This is a genomic window from Streptomyces zagrosensis, assembly GCF_014203645.1.
In the GTDB taxonomy this organism is placed as follows: Bacteria; Actinomycetota; Actinomycetes; order Streptomycetales; family Streptomycetaceae; genus Streptomyces; species Streptomyces zagrosensis.
In genome coordinates, this window is sequence record NZ_JACHJL010000006.1 from 91939 (window position 1) to 116895 (window position 24957).

Sequence of the window (24957 nt, forward strand, 5' to 3'; positions counted from 1 at the left end):
TGTCTTAGTGTCACGCGCATGAAGAAGCTCACCCGCGGTCTGGCGACCGCGATCGTGACCATGGCACTCGCCGTACCGGCCACGCTCGCCGGTACGGCATCGGCCGACCAACGCACCTCCGGCACGACGCCGGCCGGGCGGCACGCCTCGTTCGCGCCGCCGGCCCCCGGGGCTCGACCTGCCGACTCGGCCAAGGACACCAAGAGCGTCCAGCTCACGCTGCCACGCCCGACCGGCAGGCTCGCTGTCGGCCGCGACACCCTCCACCTGGTGGACAAACACCGCAAGGACCCCTGGGTCCCCACGGCCGACCGCGAGTTGATGGTGTCGCTCTACTACCCGGCGAAGTCCGGCACCGGCGACCCCACCACGTATATGACCGCACCGGAGGCCAAGGCCCTGCTCGCCGCCACCGGCGAGTTCAGCAAGCTGGTCACGGCCCAGCAGCTCAGCGCGACCCGCACCAACGCCCGCGAGGACGCCCGCCCGCTGCGCAGCGGCGGCCCGTACCCGCTGGTGGTGCTCTCCCCGGGCTACACCATGCAGCGCAGCACGCTGACCGTGCTGGCCGAAGAGTTGGCCAGCCGTGGCTACGTCGTCGCGGCCGTTGACCACGCGTACGAGTCGGGCGGCAGCAGCTTCCCCGGCGGGCGGCTGCTCGACTGCGTCTCCTGTGGGCAAACCGGGTCGGTCCAGGGGATGCGCCGAGTCTCCGATGGCCGGGCCAAGGACGTCTCCTTCCTGTTGGACCAGTTGACAGGCCCGAAGGCCACCAAGCGTCTGTCCTCATTGATCGACCGCAAGCGCATAGGCATGGCGGGCCACTCCATCGGCGGCTCGGGTACCGCGGCGACGATGGCCGCCGATGCGCGGGTGCGGGCCGGGGTCAACATGGACGGCACGTTCTTCTCGCCGATCCCCGACACCGGCCTAAGCGGCCGGCCGTTCCTGATGCTCGGAGGGGACCCGGCCCTGCTGCCGCCGGACTTCGAAGACACCTCGTGGGAGGACACCTGGCAGCGGCTTGACGGCTGGAAGCGCTGGCTGACCGTCAGCAAGGCTGGGCACTTCAGCTTCACCGACTGGCCTGTTCTCGCCGACCAGGTGGACTATCAGGACCCTGGGGCCCCGCTGTCGGGCACCCGGTCCCAGCAGATCACCCGCTCGTATGTGGGGGCGTTCTTCGCGCAGCATCTGCGCGGCGTGCCGCAACCGCTGTTCGACGGGCCGAGCCCGGCCAACCCGGAGGTCGTGTTCCACCAGGGAGGCTGACGCTGCCCTGCTGCCCTGCCTCGCGGGCCGGGCGCCTGCGGGGAGGGCTCAACCTCGCGCAGCAATAGCCCTGCGCCGCAACGGCCTCGCGCAGTAATGGGCCTTCCGCAGCAATGGCCCTACGCACCCCTAGCCCAGCCCAGCCCCGCCCCGCGTCCGCATAGGCTCTCCTGCGGCCTACGCGCCGCCCCCGCCGACCAGCGCGATGCCCAACGGAGTGCGCTCGTAGAGGACCTGGAGGCCCTGTCGGCGCGAGGTGACCAGGCCCGCCTCCCGTAACACCGCGAGCTGTGCGGAGACCGACGACACCGCGAGCCGGTGCCGATGGGCCAGGGCCGTCGTGGAGGCGGGGGCGTCCAGGTCGGTCAGGATCGCGGCCCGGTTCGGGCCGAGCAGCCGGGCCAGCGCATCGGCAGTCCGCCCGCCGGGCCGCTGCCACAGGCCCCCGATGCCCCGCGCCGGATACACCACCGTCGCCTGCCACGGTGGATCGAACCCGCCGACCACATCCGGCCAGACGAAGACGCTTGGCATGAGGGTCATGCCGTCGCCGCCCAAGATGCGTTCGTGCACGGATGCGGAGGGGGTACGTACCGTCAGCGAGCCGTGGGACCAGGTCAGCCGGGGATGAAGATCGGCGAAGAGCCGTTCGAGGCCGCCGTCCGCCAACTGCCGGGACCGAAAGGCCACTTCGGCTTCGAGCAGTGCGCGCAGTCGCGGCCAGTCCGCTGCGATCAACGCGTGCCAGGCCCGTTCCGTCGTATCGGCGAGCACCTCGATCGCCCGCTGCGGGTCGGCGAGCATCGCCCGGCCCGCAGCCGACTCCATCGCGCCCGGGGTACACACCAGCGATTTGCGGATCTCCGCCGCCGCCTGCTCGGGGCGGGTCGCCCTGAGCCGCGCCAACTCCTCATCGACCGAGGAGAACGGGGCGCTCGGCGGCAGGCCAAGGAAATCCGGGCTGTATCCGCGGCGCGGCATGAGCAACCACAGGGCGCGCAGATCGAGCCCATCGGCCGCCGCGTGTATCCGGCGCAGCCACGGCGCGTGGTAGCCCTGCCGATCGGGGTGCTTGAGGGTACGTACCGCCCCGTGGGTCTCGCACAGCGGCGAGATGGCGAACCGGCAGCGCAGCAGATCATCCGCGCCGAATTGCATGTGCAGCGGCACCATGTTCTCCCTTGCCCGGAAGGATTCGGCTCGGGCCGAAAGAGTAGAGCGCACGGCGGCGTACTCGGCACGCTGCCGCCATGTCGATCTCTTCCAAGGCAGCGGCGGGTGCGGACGGCTCCGTCGGTTATCGGGCGGTGTTCGCCGTACGCGAGTTCCGTACGGTCTTCGCCGCACACCTGCTGTCCATGCTCGGCGTCGTCATCTGTGAGATCGCGCTGTCCGTCCTCGTCTACGACCTCACCGGGTCGCCCCTCCTCAGTGCGCTGACGTTCGCGCTGGGGCTGCTGCCGTACGTGCTCGGTGGCACCCTCCTGTCCTCCATCGCCGACCGCTATCCATCGCGCGCCGTGCTGGTCGTGTGCGACGTGGCGAGCGCGGTGTGCGCGGCGGGCATGGTGTTCCCCGGCACTCCCATCGCCGTCCTGCTGTTCCTGCGGACCGTCAGCGCCGCCATCGCGCCCGTCTTCGGCGGCACCCGCGCCGCGACGCTCGGCGACATACTCGGCGAGGGTGATCTGTTCGTCCTCGGCCGGTCCGTCATCCGGGTGGTCGCGCAGTGCGCGCAACTGGCCGGCTTCGGCGTGGGCGGGCTGCTGCTGGTCGTCGTCGCGCCGCGCGGCGTGCTCGGCTGCACCGTCGTCACCTTCCTGTGCTCGGCGCTGCTCCTGCGCTTCGGCACCCGGAGCCGGCCGCCGCGTGCGGTCGCCAGCGGCGCGGTGGTCGGCGCCTCGCTGGCCGGGGCCAAGCAGTTGCTCGGCAACCGCCGGGTGCGGGCCCTGCTGCTGCTCGCCTGGGTGCCGCCGATGTTCGTGGTGGCCCCGGAGGCGCTGGCCGCGCCGTACGCCGATGATCTTGGGCTCGGCTCGGCCGGGCTCGGTCTGCTGCTGGTGGGCCTGCCGATCGGCGCCATCACCAGCGAGGTGCTCGTCGGGTCGCTGCTCGGGCCGCGGGCCAGGGAACGGATCGTGCTGCCGGTCGCGACGCTGACGATGCTGCCCGCCGTGGGCTACTTCCTGCATCCGCCGCTGCCGCTCGCGCTGGCTTTCCTGGTACTGGCGGGCTGTGGCATCTCGTACACGCTCGGGCTCGACCAGTGGTTCATCGCGGCGGTTCCCGCGGAGTTGCGCGGCCGGGCGATGACGGTGTTGACGGCCGGGCTGATGACCGTGCAGGGGCTCGGGATGGCGCTGGCCGGTGCGGCGGCGGAGTTCGTGCCGGTCCATGTGGCGGTGGGGTGCGCGGGGGTGCTCGGCTGGGCAAGCGTGCTGCTGGTGGCGGCCGAGGTGCGGCGCACCAGGCCACGCAGCGGCCTCGAAGCGGACATCGGTGGCCCGAAGCCTGAGACGGGGCTGACCAGCATATGACTGGCCGATAGGGTCGGTGGCGTGGCAAAACCGCTCCGTCTCACCTTCGATCCCATCGCCAGGGCCGGCGAACTCTGGCAGCAGCGCTGGGGGCCCGTACCATCCATGGCCGCCATCACTTCGATCATGCGCGCCCAGCAGATTTTGCTGGGGCAGGTGGACGCGGTGGTGAGGCCGTACGGGCTGACCTTCGCGCGCTACGAGGCGCTGGTGCTGCTCACCTTCAGCCGGGCCGGTGAGCTCCCCATGTCGAAGATCGGCGAGCGGCTGATGGTGCATCCAACGTCGGTCACCAACACGGTGGACCGGCTGGTCACCTCGGGCCTGGTGGCCAAGCGGCCGAACCCGAACGACGGCCGCGGCACCCTGGCCTCCATCACGGACCGCGGGCGCGAGGTGGTAGAGGCGGCCACCAAGGACCTGATGGACATGGACTTCGGGCTCGGACCGTACGACGCCGAGGAGTGCGAGGAGATCTTCGACCTGCTCAGGCCGTTGCGAGTGGCGGCCGGGGACTTCGACGGCGGGCCCGTCGCCGGGGCGTCCTAGCGGGTCGGGGCGCCGCCGGGCCGACCCATGGGCGCCGCACCCCCGGCAGGTGAGGCCGGCCCCGGCGCTCACGGTTCGGCAGCCGGCGAAACGCCCCCGGGGGCGGCCAAGATCCGTACGCAATGGGTCGATACGCTCCCTCTTATGAAGCGAAGCGTGTTGACCCGCTACCGGGTGATGGCCTACATCACCGCCACGATGCTGCTGGTGCTGTGCACCTCCATGATCTTCAAGTACGGCTTCGACAAGGGCGCCGACGCGACGATGATCATTTCGCAGATCCACGGCGTGCTGTTCATCATCTACCTGATCTTCGCCTTCGACCTGGGACAGAAGGCCAGGTGGCCGTTTGGCAGGCTGCTGTGGGTGCTGGTGTCGGGCACCATCCCCACTGCCGCGTTCTTCGTCGAGCGCAAGGTCGTACGGGACGTCGAGCCGCTGATCGAGGCCCCGGAAGCAGCGCCCGCCAGCGCGTAGCGGCGCGCTCGCTCGCACGCCGTTGGTGCCCGGCACGGGCGCGCTCGCACCCTGCTTGCGCCCCGTAGCGGCGCGCTCGTACTGCGTTCGTCACCGGCCCGGATTTTCCCCTCACAGTCCGTGCCCGCACCCGCTTCGCAGGGCTGTGACCTGCTACGTAGTGTGCGTGCTGGCCGGTGCGCCAGTGCGCCGCGGTAGGCGCGTCCTGACCCCCATCGACAATTACTAGGACGTCCAAGTAAATTTGTGGCATGGACGCCGAAGGCATTGAGGAGGGCCGCCGTCGCTGGCAGGCCCGGTTCGACGCGGCACGCAAGCGTGACGCTGACTTCACCACGCTCTCCGGAGACCCCGTCGAGCCGATGTACGGCCCGGCGCCAGGCGATACCGTCGCGGACTTCGAGCGCATCGGATGGCCCGGTGAGTTCCCCTTCACCCGTGGCCTGCACGCGACCGGCTACCGGGGCCGCACGTGGACCATTCGTCAGTTCGCGGGCTTCGGTAACGCCGAGCAGACCAACGAGCGCTACAAGATGATTCTCGCGGCGGGCGGCGGCGGCCTCTCCGTCGCCTTCGACATGCCGACCCTGATGGGCCGCGACTCCGACGAAGATCGCTCGCTGGGTGAGGTCGGGCACTGCGGTGTGGCCATCGACTCCGCCGCCGACATGGAGGTCCTGTTCAAGGGCATCCCGCTCGGTGACGTCACCACATCGATGACGATCAGCGGCCCCGCCGTGCCCGTGTTCTGCATGTACCTGGTCGCAGCCGAGCGCCAGGGCGTTGACCCCGGGGTCCTCAACGGCACGCTCCAAACGGACATCTTCAAGGAGTACATCGCTCAAAAGGAGTGGCTGTTCCAGCCGGAGCCGCATCTGCGCCTGATCGGCGACCTGATGGAGCACTGCGCGCAGCACATTCCCGCGTACAAGCCGCTGTCCGTCTCCGGCTACCACATCCGCGAGGCCGGATCGACGGCAGCGCAGGAGCTCGCGTACACCCTGGCCGATGGCTTCGGCTATGTGGAGCTAGGGCTCTCCCGCGGCCTCGAAGTGAACACCTTCGCGCCCGGGCTCTCCTTCTTCTTCGATGCCCACCTGGACTTCTTCGAGGAGATCGCCAAGTTCCGCGCTGCCCGCCGGATCTGGGCCCGCTGGATGCGCGATGTGTACGGGGCCACCTCCGACAAGGCGCAGTGGCTGCGCTTCCACACCCAGACGGCCGGTGTCTCGCTGACCGCGCAGCAGCCGTACAACAACGTGGTGCGCACGGCCGTGGAGGCCCTGTCCGCCGTGCTCGGCGGCACCAACTCGCTGCACACCAACGCCCTGGACGAAACCCTGGCGCTGCCCAGCGAGCAGGCTGCCGAGATCGCCCTGCGCACCCAGCAGGTGCTGATGGAGGAGACCGGCGTCGCCAATGTCGCCGACCCGCTCGGTGGCTCGTGGTACGTCGAGGCGCTGACCGACCGGATCGAGGCCGACGCCGAGAAGATCTTCGACCAGATCAAGGAGCGGGGCCGGCGGGCCGTGCCGGATGGCCAGCACCCGATCGGGCCCATCACCTCCGGCATCCTGCGCGGGATCGAGGACGGCTGGTTCACGGGAGAGATCGCCGAGGCGGCCTTCCAGTACCAGCAGTCGCTGGAGAAGGGCGACAAGCGCGTCGTCGGCGTCAACTGCCACCACGGCTCGGTCACCGGCGACCTGGAAATCCTGCGGGTCAGCCACGAGGTCGAACGCGAGCAGGTGCGCGACCTCACGCAGCGCAAGGCCGCTCGTGACGATGCCGCGGTGCGCGCCTCGCTCGATGCCATGTTCGCCTCGGCACGGGACGGCTCCAACATGATCGAGCCCATGCTCACCGCCGTGCGCGCCGAAGCCACCCTCGGCGAGATCTGCGGCGTGCTGCGCGACGAGTGGGGCGGCTGGACGGAGCCTGCCGGCTTCTGACCGGTGGCGTACGGGCGTTCGCCGGCCGCGTATGCGCTCCGCGCGGCAGCAGTCGTGGGTACCCCTGCCGGGCCCGCGCCTGCGTACCCCACCCGGCCGAGTTCGCTCAGTGTCGCCCCAGGACAGTGTCGCCCCAGGACAGCGAAGGCGGTCCGCTCACCCCCGCGCGGGGGAGAGCGGACCGCCTTTCGGTTCGGTGCGGCCGGTGCCTACGGCAGCCGTTAGCGCAGCCGTGCGTACCAGTTGGCGTTGTGCCCGATCGCCTTCTTGTACGTGGCGAGGTGGTCCGAGTCCCCGTGGTTGATGACCTTCGCGCGGACGCCGTGCTCGGCGAGCGTCTTGACGCAGGAGGTGGTGTTGCCGATCGGCACATCGCGGTCGCCGGTCGAAGCGTGCAGGCGAACCGGCACCTTGGGGGCCCAGTCACAGGCGCCGTCGTTGAGCTCCAGCACCTTGGCGAGGGTGCCGGTCGGGTGCTGAATGTGGCGGGACCACTCGTCGGTCAGCAGCGCTTTGACGTTCGGGGCCAGGTCCTTGAGGATCTCCGTCTCGGTGTGGTCGTTGTCGAACAGCGTCTCCACCGTGCTCGCGTACGGCTGGCGGAAGACCTCGCGCGGGTCCTTGTAGAGCGGGTGCAGCTTGTTCTGCGCGGTCAGGAAGTACGAGAGGTAGTAGACGGCCGATGTGTCGTCGATGCGGCCGTCGAAGATGGCGGGCAACTCCTGCCCCGCTATGTCGTACGGGCCGGCGATCGGGGCGAGTGAGCGCGGTCGGAAGTGCCGGTCGGCGCCCCGGCTCAACTCGCGGGCCACGGCCACCGACACTTGCCCGCCCTGCGAGAAGCCGGTGACGTGCACATCGCGGGTGAGCGTGCGGCCGTGCTCGGCCGCGGCCGTGCGCCCGGCCCGCAGGGCGTCGATGGACGCCGAGACGGACGACTTGGTGTCCACGTACGGGTGGTTGCCCGGCCCCGTACCCAGACCCAGGTAGTCCGGGGCGACGACGGCCCGGCCGCCCGACGCGTAGAGCCAGGCGCCCATGGAGGAGTAGCTGTCGCCCATGGAGGGGGCGTCGCCCCGGTAGACCGTGGTGCCGTGGTGCTCGGCCACGGTGGCCAGGCGCTTGCCGCCGCCATCGGGCAGCACGAGAAGCGCCGACGCGGTGGTCGGCTTGCCGGTGGGCGTGATGGTCGCGTAGGTGAGGCGGTAGGAGGAAATGCCGTAGCGCACGGCGGACGCGTCCACCTTGTTGCCGGCGATGACTTCCACGACCTTCTCCTTGGACGCCTGCTGGACCGCGGTCACCGAAAGCAGCGTGCCGCGCGCGTCGTCGGCGCGAGCGGTCTGGGCGTGCTCGGCGCGCGGCGCGGCCGAACTGGCCAGCGCGGGGGCCGCGCAGACGGTGGCCAGGACGGCGGCGGCCACCGCGGTCAGGGTGGCGCGGCCTCGTGCGGGGGACCGAATCTCGTGTGAGGTCATGATTCGATCTTCATCCGCTGCCCCGAGCGGGAACATGGTGCTAACCCCCCGAGCGGGGTGCGCTTTTCCGTAGGGTGCGGCGAGGCGCTAGCGATGCCGCGCGAACCAGCGGGCGTTGTCGGAGATCGCGTTGAGGTAGCCGCCGAGGTGGTTGACGTCACCGTGGTTGATGACCTTTGGGTGCACGCCGTGCTGGGCCAGCGTCTTGACGCAGGAGGTGGTGTTGCCGATCGGCACATCGCGGTCGCCGGTGGCGGTGTGCAGCCGCACCGGAACCCGCGGCTTCCACTGACACACGCCGTCGTTGAGCGCCATGACCTCGGCGAGGGTGCCGGTGGGCTGCCGCACGTGCTTGTACCACGCGTCGGTCAGCAGCTCCTTGAGGTTCGGCGCGAGGCCGCGGGCGACCTCCTCCTGCGTGTGTTCGCTGTCGAACAGCTTCTCCACGCGGTCCGCGTAGGGCTGGCGGAAGACCTCGCGCGGATCGTCGTAGAGCGGGTGCAACTTGTTCTGTGCGGTCAAGAAGTACGCGATGTAGAAGATCGACGAGGTGTCCTTGACGCGCCCGTCGAACATGCCGGGCACCTCCTCGCCCGCGATGTCGTACGGGCCACTCACCGGCGTCAGCGAGCGCAGCCGAAAGTGCCGATCGGCGCCGCGGCTCACCTCCCGGCCGAAGGCCATGGCGACCTGTCCGCCCTGCGAGAAGCCGGTGACGTGTACCTCGCCGGTGAGCCTGCGGCCGAGTTGGGCGGTGGCTGGGCGCGCGGCGCGTAGGGCGTCGAGCGAGGCGGAGACCGAGGAGACGTTGTCCAGGTAGGGATGGGTCCCGGGGCCCGTACCCAGCCCCAGATAGTCGGGAGCGACAACGGCCCGGCCGCCGGCGGCGTACAGATAGGCGCCGAGCCGCGTGACGTTGTCGCCGGTGGAGGGCGCGTCCCCGCGGAAGACGGTGGTGCCGTGCAGCTCCGCCACGGTGGCCAGGTGCCGGCGACCGCCATCGGGGAGCACCAGCAGCGTGGAGGCGGTGGTGGGCTCGCCGGTCGGGGTGATGGTCGCGTAGGCGAGCCGGTAGGTGGCGATGCCGTGGCGTATGGAGGAGGCGTCCACGCCGTGCTCGGCAATGGCCTCGGTGACCTCGTCCCGGGACAGCCGCAGCAGCGGGGTGACGGACAGGAGTTCGCCGCGGACGTTGTCACCATGGGCGGTGCTAGCGGTGGCTGTGGTGCGAGCGGTGGCGGCGCGGTCAACCGTGGCTGTGGTGCCAGCCGTAGCTGTGGTGGCTGTGGGGGAGCTGGCGAGCGCTGGCGCGGTGCAGATGGCAGCGAGTAGGGCGGCGGCGGTAGCGGCGACGGGCCCGCCGCGGCGGGCTCGAAGCAGCGATGTGGAGCCCGGGCTGGTCGGCGCGTGGTGGCGGGTCATGACGGGATCTTCGCCTGACCCGCCGGCAGGGGGAACAGGGCTATCAGCCGATTCGTTGGCGGGTCGCAGCTACGAGCTTGCGGGATGTTCGGTGGTGGGTCAGAACGGGTGGTACGCGCCCAGGGCGTCAGCCTCCCGGACGGGTAGCCGGTGGGGCGGTTCCGGTGGCCTCGTGGACCGGGTCGGGTTCGGGGCAGGAGTTGCTCGCGGCTGTGGGGGCTGCTTCGGGTGGGCTCGTAGCGGCGCTGGTGGTCGTGCTGGGGCCGGTGCCCGGGGTGGGGGCAGCGGCGGTTGGCGTGGTGGCGAGGGTGGCCTGGACGCCGGTGACGACCAGGGCGCTGAATGTCGCGGCCCACTCCGCGTCCACCGGTTCGCCGCTCACCAGGGCGCGGTGCACGACCGTGCCGGCGATCAGGTCGAAGATCAGATCGGCCTGGCTTGCGGCCACGCACGGGTCGTCATCGAGGGGGAGTTCGCCCCGGGCCTGGGCGCGTTCCCTGCCAAGCAGTACGAGGCGTTTTTGCCGATCGACGATGGCCGAGCGGATGCGGTCGCGTAGCGCCTCGTCCCTGGTGGCTTCGGCCACTACGGCCATCAGCGCCGTTTTGGTCTCGGGGCGTTCGAGCAGCGCGGCGAACTGGAGGACCACACCTTCGACGTCGGCGTGCAGGCTGCCTCGGTCGAGCAGTTGCAGATGCTCGTCGAAGAGGTCGGCCACCGCGTCCACGACCAACTCGTTCTTGCTCGCCCAGCGGCGGTAGAGGGTCGTCTTGGCGACCTTGGCGCGGGCCGCGACGTCGCTCATCGTCAGCTTTCCCCAGCCCAGCTCGACCAGCGCCGCGCGGGTCGCGTTGAGAATGGCCTGGTCGGCGTCCGTGCTGCGGGGCCGGCCGGTGCGGCCGGTGCTGCGGCGGTGCGTGGGACACGGCATGCGGGCGACCTTACCCCCGGGTAACCGGTGTGGGGTGGAGCGTCGTGAGCGAGATCACGAACCGTATCTTCCCGCCGGGTTGTCGGCGTCGGGGGGCTGACAGTTACGCTACGACTCGTAGCGTAAGAGCGGCAGCCACAGCCAGCAGACTTTCGGTGCCCGGGTGGGGACCCGGCGCCAACGCGTGAGACCCTTCGGGGCCGGCTACGCCGGGTTCGCGCCCGGCGCTCCGCAAGCCGGCGGAGCGGCGAGGACGGCCCCGGAGTGTGCATGACGTGAAGCGTTTTCCGATCGCCATGCGAAGGGGGGAAGATGTACCTATGCAGCCACGGAATGTGCCCATGGGAGTAGTCGATCTCGCCGCGGTGAAGGCGGCCGGAGAAGCGAAACAGAAGGCGGAGCAGGCGCGGGCCCAGCAGGCGGCCCAAGGGGGCGCGGCCCCCGGCTCCGTGCGACTGGTGATCGATGTCAGCGAGGCGGATTTCCAACAGGAGGTTCTCCAGCGCTCCGCCGAGGTCCCCGTCGTCATCGACTTTTGGGCCGAATGGTGTGAGCCGTGCAAGCAGCTCAGCCCCCTTTTGGAGCGGCTGACGCGGGAGTATGCCGGCCGGGTCGTGCTGGCCAAGATCGACGTCGAGACCAACCAGGCGCTCTTCCAGCAGTTCGGTGTCCAGGGCATCCCCGCCGTCTTCGCGGTGGTTGCCGGACAGCCGGTGCCGCTGTTCCAGGGCGCGGCCCCCGAAGAGCAGGTCAGGCAGGTGTTCGACCAGCTCGTGCAGGCCGCCGAGCAGCAGTTCGGCATCGTCGGTGCGCCGGTGGACCCGGACGCGATCCAGGACGAGCCCGAGGTGGAGGCCGAGCAGCCCCCCGGCCCGTATGACAGTGCGCTGTCCGCCGCGCACCAGGCCCTGGACGCGGGCGATTTGGGCGGCGCGGAGCAGGCTTACCAGAGCGTGCTGGCCGATGACCCGAACAACGCCGAGGCCAAGCTTGGCCTCGCCCAGGCCCAGTTGCTTGGCCGGGTGCGCGACCTCGATGCGCAGCAGGTGCGTAAGGACGCGGCGGAGCGTCCCATCGATGTCACGGCGCAGCTTGCGGCGGCCGATGTGGATCTGGTCGGCGGGCATGTGGAAGACGCGTTCGGGCGGCTGGTGGAGTTGGTCAAGCGGACCGTGGGCGATGAGCGGGACAGCGCCCGAGTGCGACTCCTTGAGCTGTTCGATGTGATCGGTGCCGACGACCCCCGCGTCACCACCGCTCGTAGTGCGCTCGCTCGCGTACTGTTCTGACCCGGCTCTTCACACGGCCGACACACCCCGATTCAAACGATGCAGCGGTCGCGCTTTACCAAAACTTGGTAATCGCGACCGCTGTTACTCGTAGTAAATGAACGCCGGCCCTATGTCCGGGTTTTAGCTGGCTTATCCGTTACTTTCCGACGTCCGTGCGGCGACCCTGTGTGTGCGGCCGATATCGGCCAGCGTCACTTCGGTTATACGGGCGTTACTCGCAAGTAATGAACCCCTTGTGTCAAAGCCGTGGATGGACCACGATCGGCCAAGCTCGGTCCATTCCAACAGCACGGCAGCCAGCCGGGGCTGAAGGGTCGTGGGTCCCCACCGAGCGGGTCGGCGGTAGTTGGGCCGACCTATGGACAGGGGGGTCTCTGCTCTCGCGGCAGGGCCTGTCCGACAAGGCCGCGCGCTCAGCGCGGCAGTGGTTGTCGCTCGGGGGTGATCGCCGGTGTTTCGGGCACGTTTCACGCCCGGCGCGGGCGCTCTCCTTCCCGAGGACGTAGCACTTCTCCCATCTCAGATCAGGGTCGGTCGGCCACGGCGGGCACCCCGGTTTGGAGATGTACGTCCGAGAAGGAGGAAAGTCATGGAGTCCCTGGCTCGTGGCGGGACCAGATGGAAGCGGTTTGCCGTCGTCATGGTGCCCAGCGTCGCTGCGACGGCCGCGATTGGCGTGGCCCTCTCGCAGGGTGCGCTGGCTGCGTCGTTCAGCGTCTCCGGCCAGCAGTTCAAGGTCACCGCTAAGAAGCTCGATGGCAAGGGGTTCGTTCAGTACGGCGCGATCGATGTGCAGCGCGGGGGCAAGGAAATCCCCGTCGCGGTATCGGCCTTCGATAGCGCCGAGATCACGAACCTCTGCCAGTCCGTCGTTATTCCGGTCCCGTACTTCGGCGATGTGTCGCTGAAGCTGTCGGCCGGTACGAAGCCGGGCAAGCCGGTCGAGGCGAAGAACCTCTACATCGATCTCGATCAGTTGAACGCCGATGCGACGTTCAAGGACATCAATATCGGTGTGGCGGCCGGCGACACGAAGCACGGCCCTGGCATCAAGGAGCACGACCGGGCGGACCCCGGTTCATTCGCCCAGGAGGCCGACGAGGCGGAACTAAAGGACGTGAAGCAGACCGCCTGGGCGACCAGCGCGGGCACCTTCAAGCTCTCTGGTCTGTCGATGAACGTCAAAAAGGGCAAGCACGAGTGCTACTGAGGCACTGAGGTGGGTGGGGGGCCTCGCCCCTCGCCCACCGTGCTAGCGCAGTGAACATCTCGCGATCGTTTCTGCGATCGCCAGCCCCAGGGAGCTGTTTTCGATGAGTGCCGAGTCGCCGGGGGTTTCGATGGGCGCCGAGTCGTCGGGGGCACGTGACAGGGTCCGTCACTGGCGGATGATGTTTCGTGCGTGGCGCTGGCAGCGTCCGTTCTGGGCGGGGCTGCTGACGCTGCTTGGTGGACTGCCCATCGCGTATTTCCCGTACGCCAACCTCACCATGGGTCAGTTGACCATCCGCATGTCCACCACCACCGGTTCCGGTTCGCTGATCATCGGCGTTCTGCTGATAGTGCTGGGCCTGACCATGTGGTTCCAGCCCGCCACCCGGGTCTTCGCGGGAGTTGCCGCAATTCTCCTGGGCCTGGTCTCGCTGGTGATCGCCAACTTCGGAGGCTTCCTCGTCGGCTTCTTGCTGGCGTTGTTCGGCGGCGCCCTGAGTGTCTCGTGGGGGCCTGGCGAGGAGACCACCGGCCGGCCGGTGAAGTCGGCGAGGGACTCGGGGGCCGTGGTGCCCGAGCCGGACGAGGGCGCGGACGACGCGCTGGAGGCGGCGGGTGCCGGGTCCGAAACGGACCAGGAATCCAGGAATGGGAGGCACCGTGCGGGGTGAACAGGGGCCGCCAGAGGGCGAAACCCGCCGGACGCGAACGGGGCCGCGGCACGCTGCCCCGAAGAAATCGATGCTGAACCGGCTCCAGGTACCCGCGGGCAAGGCGATTGCCTTGGCCGCCATGCCGACAGCCGTGTTGATGGGCATGGGGCTTACGCCGCAGCTCGCCCAGGCCGACACGCAGGCCAAGGACCGCTTCAAGCCCGGCCCTTGCGTAACCCAGCCCGATGAGCCACAGAAGCAGGACCAAAAGGGCGAGCAGGAGCAGAAGGATAAGCAGGGCCAGAAAGGCAAGCAGGGCGAGAAGGAGCAGGACCGGCAGGATGGGGCCGGGGCAACTGACCCGGCCTCGCCCAAGGCGTCGTCCTCGCCTTCGGCGGACGCGTCCAAGGACGGCCACGAGCCCGCTCCCGCTGATTCCGGCTCCGGCTCCGGCTCCGGCTCCGCTGACTTTGACAGGGACGAAGCCGCCGACTCCACCACGCAGCCGCGGGTCCCCAAGAGCCCGGCTGCCTCGGACGCCCCGAAGCCGCCTGGTGACAAGCCTGCCGAGCCCACCGCTAAGCCCAGCCCCGCCGAGCCCAGCCCGGCTAAGCCAAGCCCCGCCAAGAGCGAGCCGAAGAACCCGCTTGACCCGCTGGGCATAGGGGACAAGATCAAGGACCTGCTGGAGAGCAATAAGGGCGAGGAGCCGGCGACCCCGGCGCCGAGCCCGAGCGCGTCGGACCCCACCACCAAGCCCACACCAGGCGGTGGAGCGGACGACGGCAAGGACGAGCGTCCGGCGCCTGACGACACGTCACCGAAACCTGATGATGACTCAGGTAAGGGCGGCGACTCGGGCAAGGGCGGTGACGCCGCCGGTGAAGCGACCGCGAAGGAAAAGGCCGCCGAGATCAAGAAGACGATCGAGGAGGCCCAGCGCGCTGCCGCCGAAAAGGCGGAGCGCGAAAAGACCGAGCGAGCTGAACAGGCCGACAAAGACAAGCAAGACAAGCAAGACGAGCAGAGCGAGCAGGGCAAGAGCGACGGGAAGGATGGCAGCACGACCGACGCCGCCCCGTCCGGGAAGCCCACCCTGCCCACGGCCGATGACCCGCAGCGGTACCCGTGCCCCACCACGGACGAGGAGGCGCTGAAGAACGCCACACTGGAGAACCTCCAGTTGGTGCCCGAGGACCCGTGGATCTTGGAGAGCAGCCTGCTCTCGCTGCACGGGCTCACCTACGACGGCATCGTCAAGGTGAAGACGTACAGCGGTCGCGTAAAGGAGGTCATGAAGTTCACCGCCACCGGCGTGGACATCCATGACCTGCATCAAAAGGTGGTGGGGCCGGCCGGCACCACCACGCACGTCGAGGCGCGCAAGGGCAGTAACTCGACGATCCGCGACGGCAAGGTGACGATGTACACGGAGGAGCTCTCGGGCAATCTCCTGGGCATCATCCCGATCACCTTCAGCCCCAAGTTCCCGCCGCCGCTGACCTTGCCGGAGTTGTTCTTCACCCAGGTGAAGGTGGTGCAGGCGGGGCAGTTCGGCGGAACGCTGACGGTGCCCGGCATGCATCTGTACAAGACCGGGGGGTGAGGGGCCGGTTTCGCTACGGGGATCGGCGCGCAAATCTGTGCGTCTCACTGCTTCACCGGGCCCGGCTTTTCGGCCGCACTGAACTGATCCGGGAGCCGCACGAAGGCCGTGGGCCGCGCCAGCAACTGGGGCGCGGTCCACGGTCGTAGCACGGGGCGGGCGGACCGGCTCGCCCAGGGCGTGCTCGTGCCAGGGGTCAGGAACCCAGGTGGTGGACGCGGACCATGTTGGTCGTGCCGGGGACGCCGGGCGGGGAGCCGGCGGTGATGATCATGGTGTCACCGCTGGCGTAGCGGCCCAGCTTCAGCAGCTCCGCATCGACCAAGTCCACCATTGCGTCTGTGTTGTCCACGTGCGGCACCACATACGTCTCCACGCCCCAACTCAGCGTCAGCACGTTGCGCGTCAGGGTGTCGGTGGTGAAGGCCAGGATCGGCTGCTGCGCGCGGTAGCGGGACAGCCGGCGGGCCGTGTCGCCGGACTGGGTGAAGGCCACCAGCGACTTGGCGTCGAGGAAGTCGGCGATCTCCGCGGCGGCGCGGGCGACCGCACCGCCCTGCGTACGAGGCTTCTTGCCCGGCACCAGCGGCTGGAGGCCACGGGAGAGCAGTTCCTCCTCGGCCGCGATGACGATGCGGGACATCGTCTTGACGGTCTCCAGCGGGTACGCGCCGACCGAGGACTCCGCGGAGAGCATGACCGCGTCCGCGCCGTCCAGGATCGCGTTGGCGACGTCGGACGCCTCGGCGCGGGTCGGCCGGGAGTTGGTAATCATCGACTCCATCATCTGGGTCGCCACGATCACCGGCTTCGCGTTGCGGCGGCACAGCTCGATGAGCCGCTTCTGCACCATCGGGACCTTCTCCAGCGGGTACTCCACCGCCAGGTCGCCACGGGCCACCATCACGGCGTCGAAGGCCGCGACCACGCCTTCCATGTTGGCCACCGCCTGCGGCTTCTCCACCTTGGCGATCACCGGGACGCGCCGGCCGACCTCGTCCATGACCCGGTGCACGTCGCGCACGTCGGAGGCATCGCGTACGAAGGACAGCGCGACCATGTCGCAGCCGAGCTCCAGCGCGAACTTCAGGTCGTCGATGTCCTTCTCCGACAGCGCCGGGACATTGACCGCGACGCCGGGCAGGTTGATGCCCTTGTGGTCGGAGATGACGCCGCCCTCGATGACGATCGAGCGTACCCGCGGCCCGTCCACCTCGATGACCTGGAGCGCGACATTGCCATCGTTGATGAGGATGGCCTCGCCCTTGGACACATCGCTTGGCAGGCCCTTGTACGTGGTGCCGCAGATGGTCCGGTCGCCCGCCACGTCCTCGGTGGTGATGGTGAACTCATCGCCGCGTACCAACTCGACCGGGCCGTCGGCGAAGGTCTCCAGACGGATCTTGGGGCCCTGGAGGTCGGCGAGGACGCCCACCGCGCGGCCGGTCTCATCGGCCGCCTTCCGCAGGCGGTGGTACCGCTCCTCGTGCTCCGAGTGGGACCCATGACTCATGTTGAAGCGGGCCACGTTCATGCCCGACTCGATCAGCGACTTGAGCTGATCGAAGGAGTCAACGGCGGGGCCCAGGGTGCAGACGATTTTAGAACGGCGCATGAGGCAGATCCTATCCGTTTGTTTCGGGGCGGAATTTACGAGGCTGTACAAGCTGGGGTACGAGCTGGGTGGCAGGTGGTGTTGGTGGTGTTTCGTCGGCTGGGGGCCGGCTCGAAGGCGGTCCGGACTTACGCGCCGACCAGCCGATAGGTCTGGGTGGCGATCTCCCGTTCCTCATCGGTCGGCACCACGGCGACCGCCACCGGACTGTTCTCGGTCGAGATCAGCCGCGCGCTGGTGCCGCGCAGCGCGTTGCGTACCGTGTCCACCTCGACGCCGAGCACGGCAAGCCCGCGCAGCGTCGCCTCGCGCACGGCGGCGGAGTTCTCGCCAACGCCGGCGGTGAAGGCGATCGCGTCCACTCGGCCAAGGACCGCGGTGTACGCGCCCACGTATTTGCGCAGCCGGTGGATGTAGACGTCGAAGGCGAGCTGCGCGTCCTGGTCGCCCTCGCCCATCCGGCGGCCGATCTCGCGCATGTCGTTGTCGCCGCACAGCCCGAGCAGCCCGCTGCGCTTGTTGAGCAGTGTGTCGATCTCGTCTACGGACATGCCGCCGACCCGCGCCAGGTGGAAGATCGCCGCCGGGTCGATGTCTCCCGAGCGGGTGCCCATGACCAGCCCCTCAAGCGGGGTGAGTCCCATCGAGGTGTCCACGCACACCCCGCCGGCGACGGCCGACGCGCTGGCCCCGTTGCCCAGGTGCAACACGATCGTGTGAGTTTCGGCGAGGTCCTTGCCGAGCAGTTCGGCGACGGCCTTGGAGACGTAAGCGTGGGAGGTGCCGTGGAAGCCGTAGCGCCGCACCCCGTACCGGTCGGCGGTGTCCGTGTCGATCGCGTACCGCGCCGCGGCCTCCGGCATCGTGGAGTGGAACGCGGTGTCGAAGACGGCGACCTGCGGCAGGTCGGGGCGCAACTGGCGGGCCACCTTGATGCCGGTGATGTTCGCCGGGTTGTGCAGCGGGGCCAGCGGCACCAGCTTCTCGATCTCGGCGAGCACCTCGTCGGTGATCAGCGTCGGCTCGGTGAACCGGGTGCCACCGTGCACCACACGGTGCCCGACCGCGGCCAGCGCGGGCGAGTCGATGCCAAGGCCCTGCGCGGACAACTCGTCGGCCACCTGCTTCAACGCGGCCGTGTGGTCGGCCACCGGGCCCTCGCCGATGCGCTCCACGAGCCCGGCGGCCAGCCGGTTGCCATCGGCCATGTCCAGGAGTTGGTACTTGACCGACGACGAGCCGGAGTTGACGACCAGCACCCGGGTGCGGTCAGGGGAGTGGTTCACTCGTTTTGCGCTTTCTCTGCGGGGATCTGTGCGGTGGCCGATGCGGGGACCGCAGCGGTGGGTTGCTCGCCCTGGGCCTGGATGGCGGTGATCGCGACGGTATTGACGATGTCCTGGACGAGCGCGCCGCGCGACAGGTCGTTGACCGGCTTACGCAGCCCCTGGAGGACCGGGCCCACGGCGACGGCGCCGGCCGAGCGCTGCACCGCCTTGTAGGTGTTGTTGCCCGTGTTGAGGTCCGGGAAGATCAGCACGCTGGCCTGCCCGGCAACCGCCGACTGCGGCAGCTTGGTGGCCGCCACGGCGGCATCCACGGCCGCGTCGTACTGGATCGGCCCCTCCACCGGCAGATCGGGCCGCCGCTCGCGGACCAGCTCGGTAGCCCTGCGGACCTTGTCCACGTCCGCGCCCGAGCCCGAGGTGCCGGTCGAGTACGAGAGCATCGCGATCCTGGGCTGCACACCGAACTTGGCGGCGGTGGCCGCAGCCTGGATGGCGATGTCCGCGAGTTGCTCGGCGTTGGGGTCGGGGTTGACCGCGCAGTCGCCGTAGACCAGCACCCGGTCGGCCAGGCACATGAAGAACACGGACGAGACGATCTGCGCACCCGGCGCCGTCTTGATCACCTCGAAGGCGGGCCGGATGGTGGCCGCCGTGGAGTGCACCGCGCCGGACACCATGCCATCGGCCAGACCCTCTTGGACCATCAGGGTGCCGAAGTAGGAGACGTCGGCGACGATGTCGTAGGCCAGCTCGTACGAGACGCCCTTGTGTGCCCGCAGCTTCGCGTACAGCTCGGCGAACCGCTCCCGCAGCGGCGAGGTCTGCGGGTCGATGATCTGCGCGCTGCCCAGGTCGATGCCCAGGTCGGTGGCGCGCTTACGCACCGCAGCCTCCGCACCGAGCAGCGTCAGGTCGCACACGTCGCGGCGCAGCAGCACATCGGCGGCGCGCAGCACGCGCTCCTCGACGCCCTCCGGCAGCACGACACGGCGGCGGCGCGCGCGGGAGCGCTCCAGCAACTCGTGCTCGAACATCATCGGCGTGACGCGGCTGGAGCGGGCCACCGAGATGCGGTCGGTCAGCTCGGCGGTGTCCACGTGCCGCTCGAAGAGCCCGAGCGCGGTCTCCGCCTTGCGCGGCACGCCCGCACTCAGCTTGCCCTCAAGGGCAAACAGTTCGGCCGCCGTGGGGAAGCTGCCGCCGGGTACGGAGACCACCGGGGTGCCGGGCGCGAGCCGGGAGGCTAGGGCGAGGATGTCGGGGCCTGGTCGTGCGTCGAGGGTCAGCAGCACGCCCGCGATGGGCGGGGAGCCCGCGGTGTGTGCGGCCAGCGCGCCAATGATCAGGTCCGCGCGGTCGCCGGGGGTCACCACCAGCGCCCCTTCGGTGAGCGCGGGCAAGAAGGTGGGGAGCATGGCGCCGCCGAAGACGAAGTCGCGTACGTCGCGGGCGAGCCCCGAGTCGTCGCCGAGCAGCACCTCGGCGCCCAGGGTGTGCACCACCTGGCGCACGGTGGGCGCCGACAGCGAGCCGTCCTCGGGCAGCGTGTAGCAGGGGATGGGCAACTGCTCGCTGAGTGGCTCGGCGATCTCGGCCCGGTCGGCGGGGGCGACGCGGTTGACCACGAGGGCCACCAGGTCGCAGCCGTGCGCCTGGTAGGCGCGATAGGCGTTGCGGGCCTCGGAGCGCACCGAATCGGCGGGCTGGTTCTGCCCGCCGACCACGGCGATGACGGCCGCGCCGAACTCGTTGGCAAGGCGGGCGTTCAAGGTCAGCTCGTCGGGCAGGTTGGTGGCGGCGTAGTCGCTGCCGAGTACGAGCACGTACTCATAGCTTTTGGCCACCGTGTGGAAGCGGGTGACCAACTCGGAGACCAGTTCGTCGGTGCCCCGCTCGGCCTGGAGGGTCGCGGCCTCGTCGTAGCCGATGCCGTACACCGTCTCCGGCGGCTGGGTGAGTCGGTAGCGGGCGCGCAGGAGCTCGTAGAGCCGGTCGGGCCCGTCGTGCATCAGGGGGCGGAAGACGCCCACCCGGTCCACGTGGCGGGTCAGGAGTTCCATGACTCCCAATTCCACGACCTGACGGCCGTCCCCACGGTCGATCCCGGTCACGTACACGCTGCGTGTCACGCGTGCTCTCCGATCCTTCGGCTGCGTCGGCTCTTGCTGTCCGGTTGTGGTCCGGTGCTACCCGGCACATGTGCTGGTCTTGCGGTCTTCGGCGGGCCGGTCTGTGGGATAGCCCAGCCTTCCAGTCTCCTGTGCTGTCCGGGCCCGGACAGGCCCAACTGCCCGGGCTGTGTGCTGCGCGTTCGCGCTGTGTTTTTGCCGTGTTCGCCGTGTTCCGCTGTATCCCGCTGTATCCCGCTGTGTCCTGCTGCGCCCTGCTGTGTTTCGCTGTGTCCTGCCGTCCAGGGGGCGGGGTCAGGCGGTTGGCCGGACGGCTGACCTGGTCCCGCCTTGTGACGTGTTCCCCGTGGTGAGGCGTTAGTTTCCCGCCATGGTCGAACGAAAGAACGCCCGCCCCGTTGGGCATTCCCTCTTGACAATACCTGGGTTCGCGGATAAGGGGGTCGCGGCCCGTGGGGTGCGCGAGACCTCCGGGCCCGTGAAACAATCGGACGAGCTCATATGTACCTCCCCTGGCCCTCGGTCGCGGGGGAACCCCAGGAGCAGGAGAACCAGCAGGATGCGCATCGGAGTGCTTACCGCCGGGGGCGACTGCCCCGGCCTCAACGCCGTCATCCGGTCGGTCGTGCACCGCGCCGTCGCCGGGCACGACGATGAAGTCATTGGCTTCGAGGACGGCTTCAAGGGACTCCTCGACGGCCGGTTTCGCCCTCTGGACCTAGACGCCGTCAGCGGCATCCTCGCCCGTGGCGGGACCATCCTCGGCTCGGCCCGGCTGGAGCGCGCACGGCTGCGCGAGGCCGCCGAGAACTGCGAGGAACTGGCCCGCTCGTACGGCATCGACGTGCTCATCCCGATCGGTGGCGAGGGCACGCTGACCGCGGCCCAAATGCTGTCCGATGCGGGCATGCCGGTCGTCGGCGTTCCGAAGACCATCGACAACGACATCTCCTCGACCGACCGCACCTTCGGCTTCGACACGGCTGTCGGTGTCGCCACCGAGGCCATCGACCGGCTGAAGACCACCGCCGAGTCGCACCAGCGCGTCATGGTCGTCGAGGTCATGGGCCGGCACGCGGGCTGGATCGCCCTGGAGTCCGGCATGGCGGGCGGCGCGCACGGCATCTGTCTGCCCGAGCGGTCGTTCGACGTCGCCGACCTGGTGAAGATGGTCGAGGAGCGGTTCGCGCGCGGCAAGAAGTTCGCCGTGATCTGCGTCGCCGAAGGAGCGCACCCCGCGGAGGGGTCGATGGACTACAAGAAGGGCGAGATCGACCAGTACGGGCATGAGCGGTTCGCCGGCATCGGCAACCGGCTCGCGGTCGAGTTGGAACACCGCCTCGGCAAGGAGGCTCGCCCGGTCATCCTCGGCCACGTCCAGCGCGGCGGCACACCCACCGCGTACGACCGCGTCCTGGCGACCCGCTTCGGCTGGCACGCGGTGGAGGCGGCGCACCGCGGCGACTTCGGCATGATGACCGCGCTGCGCGGTACGCAGGTCGCGCTGGTGCCGCTGGCCGAGGCGGTCACGGAGCTCAAGCGCGTACCGGAGGACCGGATGGACGAGGCGGAGTCGGTGTTCTGAGCGAGGGGTGGGCCGGGCTGAGTTGGCCCGTGCGGGGTCGGGCTGAGCTGAGCCTCACCGAGTTGGGTCTGCTGGGTTGAGTCTGCCGAGCTTGGCCTGCCGGGGTGGCTGGACAGCACGGTGGCGGCGGCCGGACCGCGCTGGTTCCCACCACCTGCGCCGTCCAACCGCCGCCTTCGCAGGGCGGGTGGCACAACCCACCGAGCCCACCCGCCCTGTTCCGGGTCCGGCACCCCCGACCGGCTGCCGGCACCCGTGCTCAGCCCGAGGCGGCACCAAGCCCCTGGCCGTATGGACGAGGGGCGATCCCGGGGTGAGCGGACCCCCGCGACCGCCCGTGCGGTGTGGCCACGGGCGGGCGCGGGAGCCGTCTGCGACAGCGCTGGTCAGCTGGTGCGGGCGACGCCCGTGTTCTGCTGTATCCACTGCCGGTGGGCGGTCACGTCGGTGTAGACCGTGGCGTCACCGGTGCCGCAGGTCTGGCTGTTGGCGCCCGCGCGGCTAGTCGCGCCGGCGAGCCGCCAGGTGCCGCCCTCCTTCAGCAGGGCCGGGCCGCCGGAGTCGCCGTAACAGGCGGTCTGGGTCCGACCCCCGTAGACGCACAGTTCGACGGCGCTGTTGAAGCTGGTCGTGCACATCCGGTCCGGGTTGATGCGCGTGTCGAGCTGCTTGAGGATGCGCGGCGCGGGGCCGCAGCCGGGCGTACCGCACTCCTGGCCCCAGCCGAGCAGCCGGGTGGCGGTGCCTTCGGGGGGCGAGCTGGCGGCGATGCTGACCGGCTGGTTGGGCACCGTGCGGCTCAGTCGCAGCAGGGCGATGTCGTACGGGCCGACCTGCCCGTACCGGGGGTGGCGGATGATCTGCGAGACGGAGGCGAGCGTGCCGCCGCTGGTGCGGTCGCGGGAGCCGATGCGTATCTGGAAGTTCCCCGGCTGCTGGTTGGCCACACAGTGGGCAGCGGTGACCATCCACTGGTTGGTGATCAGCGAGGCACCACAGCCGTGTTGGCCACGGACCTGCATGGAGCCCATGAACGAGTAGTCCTCGGAGGCCGGGCCGCCTCCGACGATCTTCGTGCTCGGCGCGGTCGGCTCGGGTGAGCGGTCGTCGGCGTGCGCGCTCTGCATCGACAGGGCGGCTGCGGCAATCATCACGGGAGCGAGCGCGGTGCGCAGCAGGGTACGGAGTCTCATGGCGTGGCATCCTCCAAAACGGTGGGGGGAAGGAGTCCGTCCCGGTCGAGCACCGACATGCCGACCGGGCCATCCCGAGCCGGGCGCTGAAGTCCCGGCCGCCACTCACTGTGGGCCACCCATCAACATCCGTAACAATCCCAACGTTGTATACGGCTTGCCTATGGACCGTTCCTCATCAGTGATCGGGAGTGAGTCTCAAGATCGACCGCAACGATTGGCAGACCTGCCTGGGTGGCCATCGAGATCAGCCGGGTTGCACCCTGGCCTGGGGAGCCGATGCGGATGACTGGGAGCCCACCGCGCAGGCGAAGTGGCGTGCGGTGGCGGCGCTGCCGGGCGAGGAGTTCGACCTTTCCCCGAAGGACTCCGAAGACGCCGAAGACGCCGAAGACGCCGAAGACGCCGAAGACTCCGAGGAGCCCGTGGGCCCCCGTGGGCACGTGGGCCGTACCGTCCGCAGCGAGTGGCGACCTGACGTACGACACGACGTTGCACGGTGGGCGGGTCTCGTCGTGGCTCCGCGTCGAGTGCCCCGGCAACCTCACGGGCCGCGTCCGCCCCTCGCAAGACCTGCGGATCAGAGTGGCCTTTCCGGCAACAAGACAGCACGCTCGACAACGCCCAACACCGCGCGGCCTTCGCCCGCGTCGCCGCCCCCTGACGGTTGCGCATACCGGCCTTACCCGGTGGCGCCCGAGCGGCCCGTTTGAGGCGCTTGCGGTACTTGCGGCTTCGCGGCCGTACGGTCGCTGTCGCTGCCGCCGCTGAACGGCGGTCACCGGCACGCGGGTTGCCCCGACGTACGGTGGTGGGTCCAGCGAATATGTCGTTGGATGCGGCGCTCGAAGCGTGCTTGGCTCCTGCCATGGAGTGGGTGCGCGAGTTCTATGCACAGACGGGCGCGTGGTGGGCCGCGGCGGATGCCAAGGTCAGCGAGCGCGATCAGGAACGAGTACGGCTACTGCGGGAAAACGGGGGCGCGACCGCACGCCGAGTCTTGGAGCTGGGAGCCGGCTACGGAGCCACGTCCGTGGCCACCGCGCGAGCGGGTTACGCGGTCACGGCCGTGGAGATCAGCGACCGCGTTGACCATGCTGACCATCTCGCCCATGACCTCGGGCCCGGAACGCTGACGGTTCACAAGGAGGATTTCTACGCGGTGGAGTTGGCGGGCCGCTTCGATGCCGTCATGTACTGGAACGGCTTTGGCATCGGGACCGACAGCGACCAACGGCTGCTGCTGCGCCGCATCGCCAACCTCTGGCTGGCCCCCGGCGGGGTGGCGTTGATCGACGTCTTCAACCCGTTCGTCTGGGCGAAGTGGGACGGCGACGAGGAACACCTGCTGCCCGACCCGGAGGCCGGCTACGCCTACGAGCTCCGTGAGCAGACCCGCTTCGACCCCCTCACCTGCACGGCCACCGACACCTGGTGGCAGGTGGCGCAGCCGGACCAAAAAATCAGCCAGACGCTGCGCTGCTACGCGCCTGCTGATCTGGCGCTGCTGCTCGGCGGCACGGGACTTGAGCTCGTGGACCTGGTCATCGGCGGCCAGTCGGTCGGGCTGCCGGGCACGCCACCCGCGGGACCGGCCGCTGCGCCTGTTGCCGGGCCTGTTGCCGAGCCCGCGGCATCTCCAGACCCATCCGCCACCATGCAGGAGTTGCTGCACCACCACCACGAGTACCTGGCGGTACTTCGCCACGCGCCGGCGCCCCACCCCGGATAGCCGGCCGGCCCGCGCGGTGGCGCGGGCCGCGCG

Annotated in this window: 19 protein-coding genes and 1 pseudogene; 11 read left to right on the top strand and 9 right to left on the bottom strand. The window is 69.6% G+C overall.

Annotated elements, in window-relative coordinates; genetic code table 11:
• The first annotated feature begins 18 nt into the window (after positions 1 to 18).
• Positions 19 to 1272, top strand: a complete 1254-nt coding sequence (locus FHS42_RS13660) for an alpha/beta hydrolase family protein (protein WP_184572471.1) — start codon at positions 19 to 21, stop codon at positions 1270 to 1272.
• Positions 1273 to 1449: 177 nt separating this feature from the next.
• Here the strand turns inward: FHS42_RS13660 and FHS42_RS13665 are convergent, their stop codons facing one another.
• Entirely contained in the window at positions 1450 to 2442 is a 993-nt protein-coding gene (locus tag FHS42_RS13665; RefSeq protein WP_184572670.1) for an ArsR/SmtB family transcription factor, read from the bottom strand.
• An 80-nt stretch (positions 2443 to 2522) separates the two neighbouring features.
• Here FHS42_RS13665 and FHS42_RS13670 point away from each other — a divergent pair, with 80 nt between their 5' ends.
• The 4 genes from FHS42_RS13670 (at position 2523) to icmA (ending at position 6787) form a co-directional block, all read left to right on the top strand.
• Positions 2523 to 3809 (top strand): MFS transporter, encoded by a 1287-nt coding sequence (locus FHS42_RS13670; RefSeq protein WP_184572472.1) that lies wholly within the window; start codon positions 2523 to 2525, stop codon positions 3807 to 3809.
• A gap of 21 nt (positions 3810 to 3830) precedes the next feature.
• Positions 3831 to 4358 carry a MarR family winged helix-turn-helix transcriptional regulator gene (locus FHS42_RS13675; protein ID WP_184572473.1) on the top strand — a complete coding sequence of 176 codons (528 nt, stop codon included), beginning with the start codon at positions 3831 to 3833 and terminating at the stop codon, positions 4356 to 4358.
• A gap of 144 nt (positions 4359 to 4502) precedes the next feature.
• Positions 4503 to 4835, top strand: a complete 333-nt coding sequence (locus tag FHS42_RS13680) for a DUF3817 domain-containing protein (RefSeq protein ID WP_184572474.1) — start codon at positions 4503 to 4505, stop codon at positions 4833 to 4835.
• 251 nt (positions 4836 to 5086) lie between these two features.
• Complete coding sequence (gene icmA / locus FHS42_RS13685) at positions 5087 to 6787, top strand: coenzyme B12-dependent isobutyryl-CoA mutase large subunit (protein ID WP_184572475.1); 1701 nt, start codon at positions 5087 to 5089, stop codon at positions 6785 to 6787.
• Between the two features lie 221 nt (positions 6788 to 7008).
• Here icmA and FHS42_RS13690 read toward each other — a convergent pair whose 3' ends face one another.
• The 3 genes and pseudogenes from FHS42_RS13690 to FHS42_RS13700 all read right to left on the bottom strand — a co-directional run.
• Positions 7009 to 8265 carry an alpha/beta hydrolase family protein gene (locus FHS42_RS13690; protein ID WP_221476466.1) on the bottom strand — a complete coding sequence of 419 codons (1257 nt, stop codon included), beginning with the start codon at positions 8263 to 8265 and terminating at the stop codon, positions 7009 to 7011.
• Between the two features lie 87 nt (positions 8266 to 8352).
• A complete protein-coding gene (locus tag FHS42_RS13695) occupies positions 8353 to 9687 on the bottom strand; it encodes an alpha/beta hydrolase family protein (protein WP_184572476.1) in 1335 nt (444 codons plus the stop codon).
• Positions 9688 to 9997: 310 nt separating this feature from the next.
• Positions 9998 to 10618: pseudogene (locus FHS42_RS13700) on the bottom strand (TetR/AcrR family transcriptional regulator); the annotation flags it as partial.
• Positions 10619 to 10938: 320 nt separating this feature from the next.
• Here FHS42_RS13700 and FHS42_RS13705 point away from each other — a divergent pair.
• The 4 genes from FHS42_RS13705 to FHS42_RS13720 all read left to right on the top strand — a co-directional run bounded on the left by FHS42_RS13705 (position 10939) and on the right by FHS42_RS13720 (position 15381).
• Positions 10939 to 11907 (top strand): tetratricopeptide repeat protein, encoded by a 969-nt coding sequence (locus FHS42_RS13705; RefSeq protein WP_184572478.1) that lies wholly within the window; start codon positions 10939 to 10941, stop codon positions 11905 to 11907.
• Between the two features lie 592 nt (positions 11908 to 12499).
• The gene (locus FHS42_RS13710; protein WP_184572479.1) at positions 12500 to 13120 is read left to right on the top strand and encodes a DUF6230 family protein; all 621 of its coding nucleotides are present in this window, start codon (positions 12500 to 12502) and stop codon (positions 13118 to 13120) included.
• 130 nt (positions 13121 to 13250) lie between these two features.
• On the top strand, positions 13251 to 13793 hold the full coding sequence (locus FHS42_RS13715; protein WP_184572672.1) for a DUF6114 domain-containing protein: 543 nt from the start codon (positions 13251 to 13253) through the stop codon (positions 13791 to 13793).
• A gap of 70 nt (positions 13794 to 13863) precedes the next feature.
• Complete coding sequence (locus FHS42_RS13720) at positions 13864 to 15381, top strand: hydrogenase expression protein HypF (RefSeq protein WP_246494719.1); 1518 nt, start codon at positions 13864 to 13866, stop codon at positions 15379 to 15381.
• A gap of 196 nt (positions 15382 to 15577) precedes the next feature.
• On the opposite strand, the gene pyk is transcribed toward FHS42_RS13720, so the two are convergent.
• The 3 genes from pyk to pta all read right to left on the bottom strand — a co-directional run bounded on the left by pyk (position 15578) and on the right by pta (position 20414).
• Entirely contained in the window at positions 15578 to 16996 is a 1419-nt protein-coding gene (pyk, locus tag FHS42_RS13725) for a pyruvate kinase (protein WP_184572481.1), read from the bottom strand.
• Positions 16997 to 17124: 128 nt separating this feature from the next.
• On the bottom strand, positions 17125 to 18282 hold the full coding sequence (locus FHS42_RS13730; RefSeq protein WP_184572482.1) for an acetate kinase: 1158 nt from the start codon (positions 18280 to 18282) through the stop codon (positions 17125 to 17127).
• On the bottom strand, positions 18279 to 20414 hold the full coding sequence (gene pta / locus FHS42_RS13735) for a phosphate acetyltransferase (RefSeq protein ID WP_184572483.1): 2136 nt from the start codon (positions 20412 to 20414) through the stop codon (positions 18279 to 18281). The genes FHS42_RS13730 and pta overlap by 4 nt, the downstream gene beginning before the upstream one ends.
• A 559-nt stretch (positions 20415 to 20973) precedes the next feature.
• Between pta and FHS42_RS13740 the strand changes: the two genes are divergently transcribed.
• Positions 20974 to 21999 (top strand): ATP-dependent 6-phosphofructokinase, encoded by a 1026-nt coding sequence (locus FHS42_RS13740; protein ID WP_184572484.1) that lies wholly within the window; start codon positions 20974 to 20976, stop codon positions 21997 to 21999.
• A gap of 386 nt (positions 22000 to 22385) precedes the next feature.
• Here the strand turns inward: FHS42_RS13740 and FHS42_RS13745 are convergent, their stop codons facing one another.
• On the bottom strand, positions 22386 to 23192 hold the full coding sequence (locus tag FHS42_RS13745; RefSeq protein WP_184572485.1) for a S1 family peptidase: 807 nt from the start codon (positions 23190 to 23192) through the stop codon (positions 22386 to 22388).
• Positions 23193 to 23353: 161 nt separating this feature from the next.
• Positions 23354 to 23680, bottom strand: a complete 327-nt coding sequence (locus tag FHS42_RS13750) for a hypothetical protein (protein WP_184572486.1) — start codon at positions 23678 to 23680, stop codon at positions 23354 to 23356.
• Between the two features lie 380 nt (positions 23681 to 24060).
• Here FHS42_RS13750 and FHS42_RS13755 point away from each other — a divergent pair, with 380 nt between their 5' ends.
• Complete coding sequence (locus FHS42_RS13755; protein WP_184572487.1) at positions 24061 to 24924, top strand: class I SAM-dependent methyltransferase; 864 nt, start codon at positions 24061 to 24063, stop codon at positions 24922 to 24924.
• Positions 24925 to 24957 lie beyond the last annotated feature (33 nt).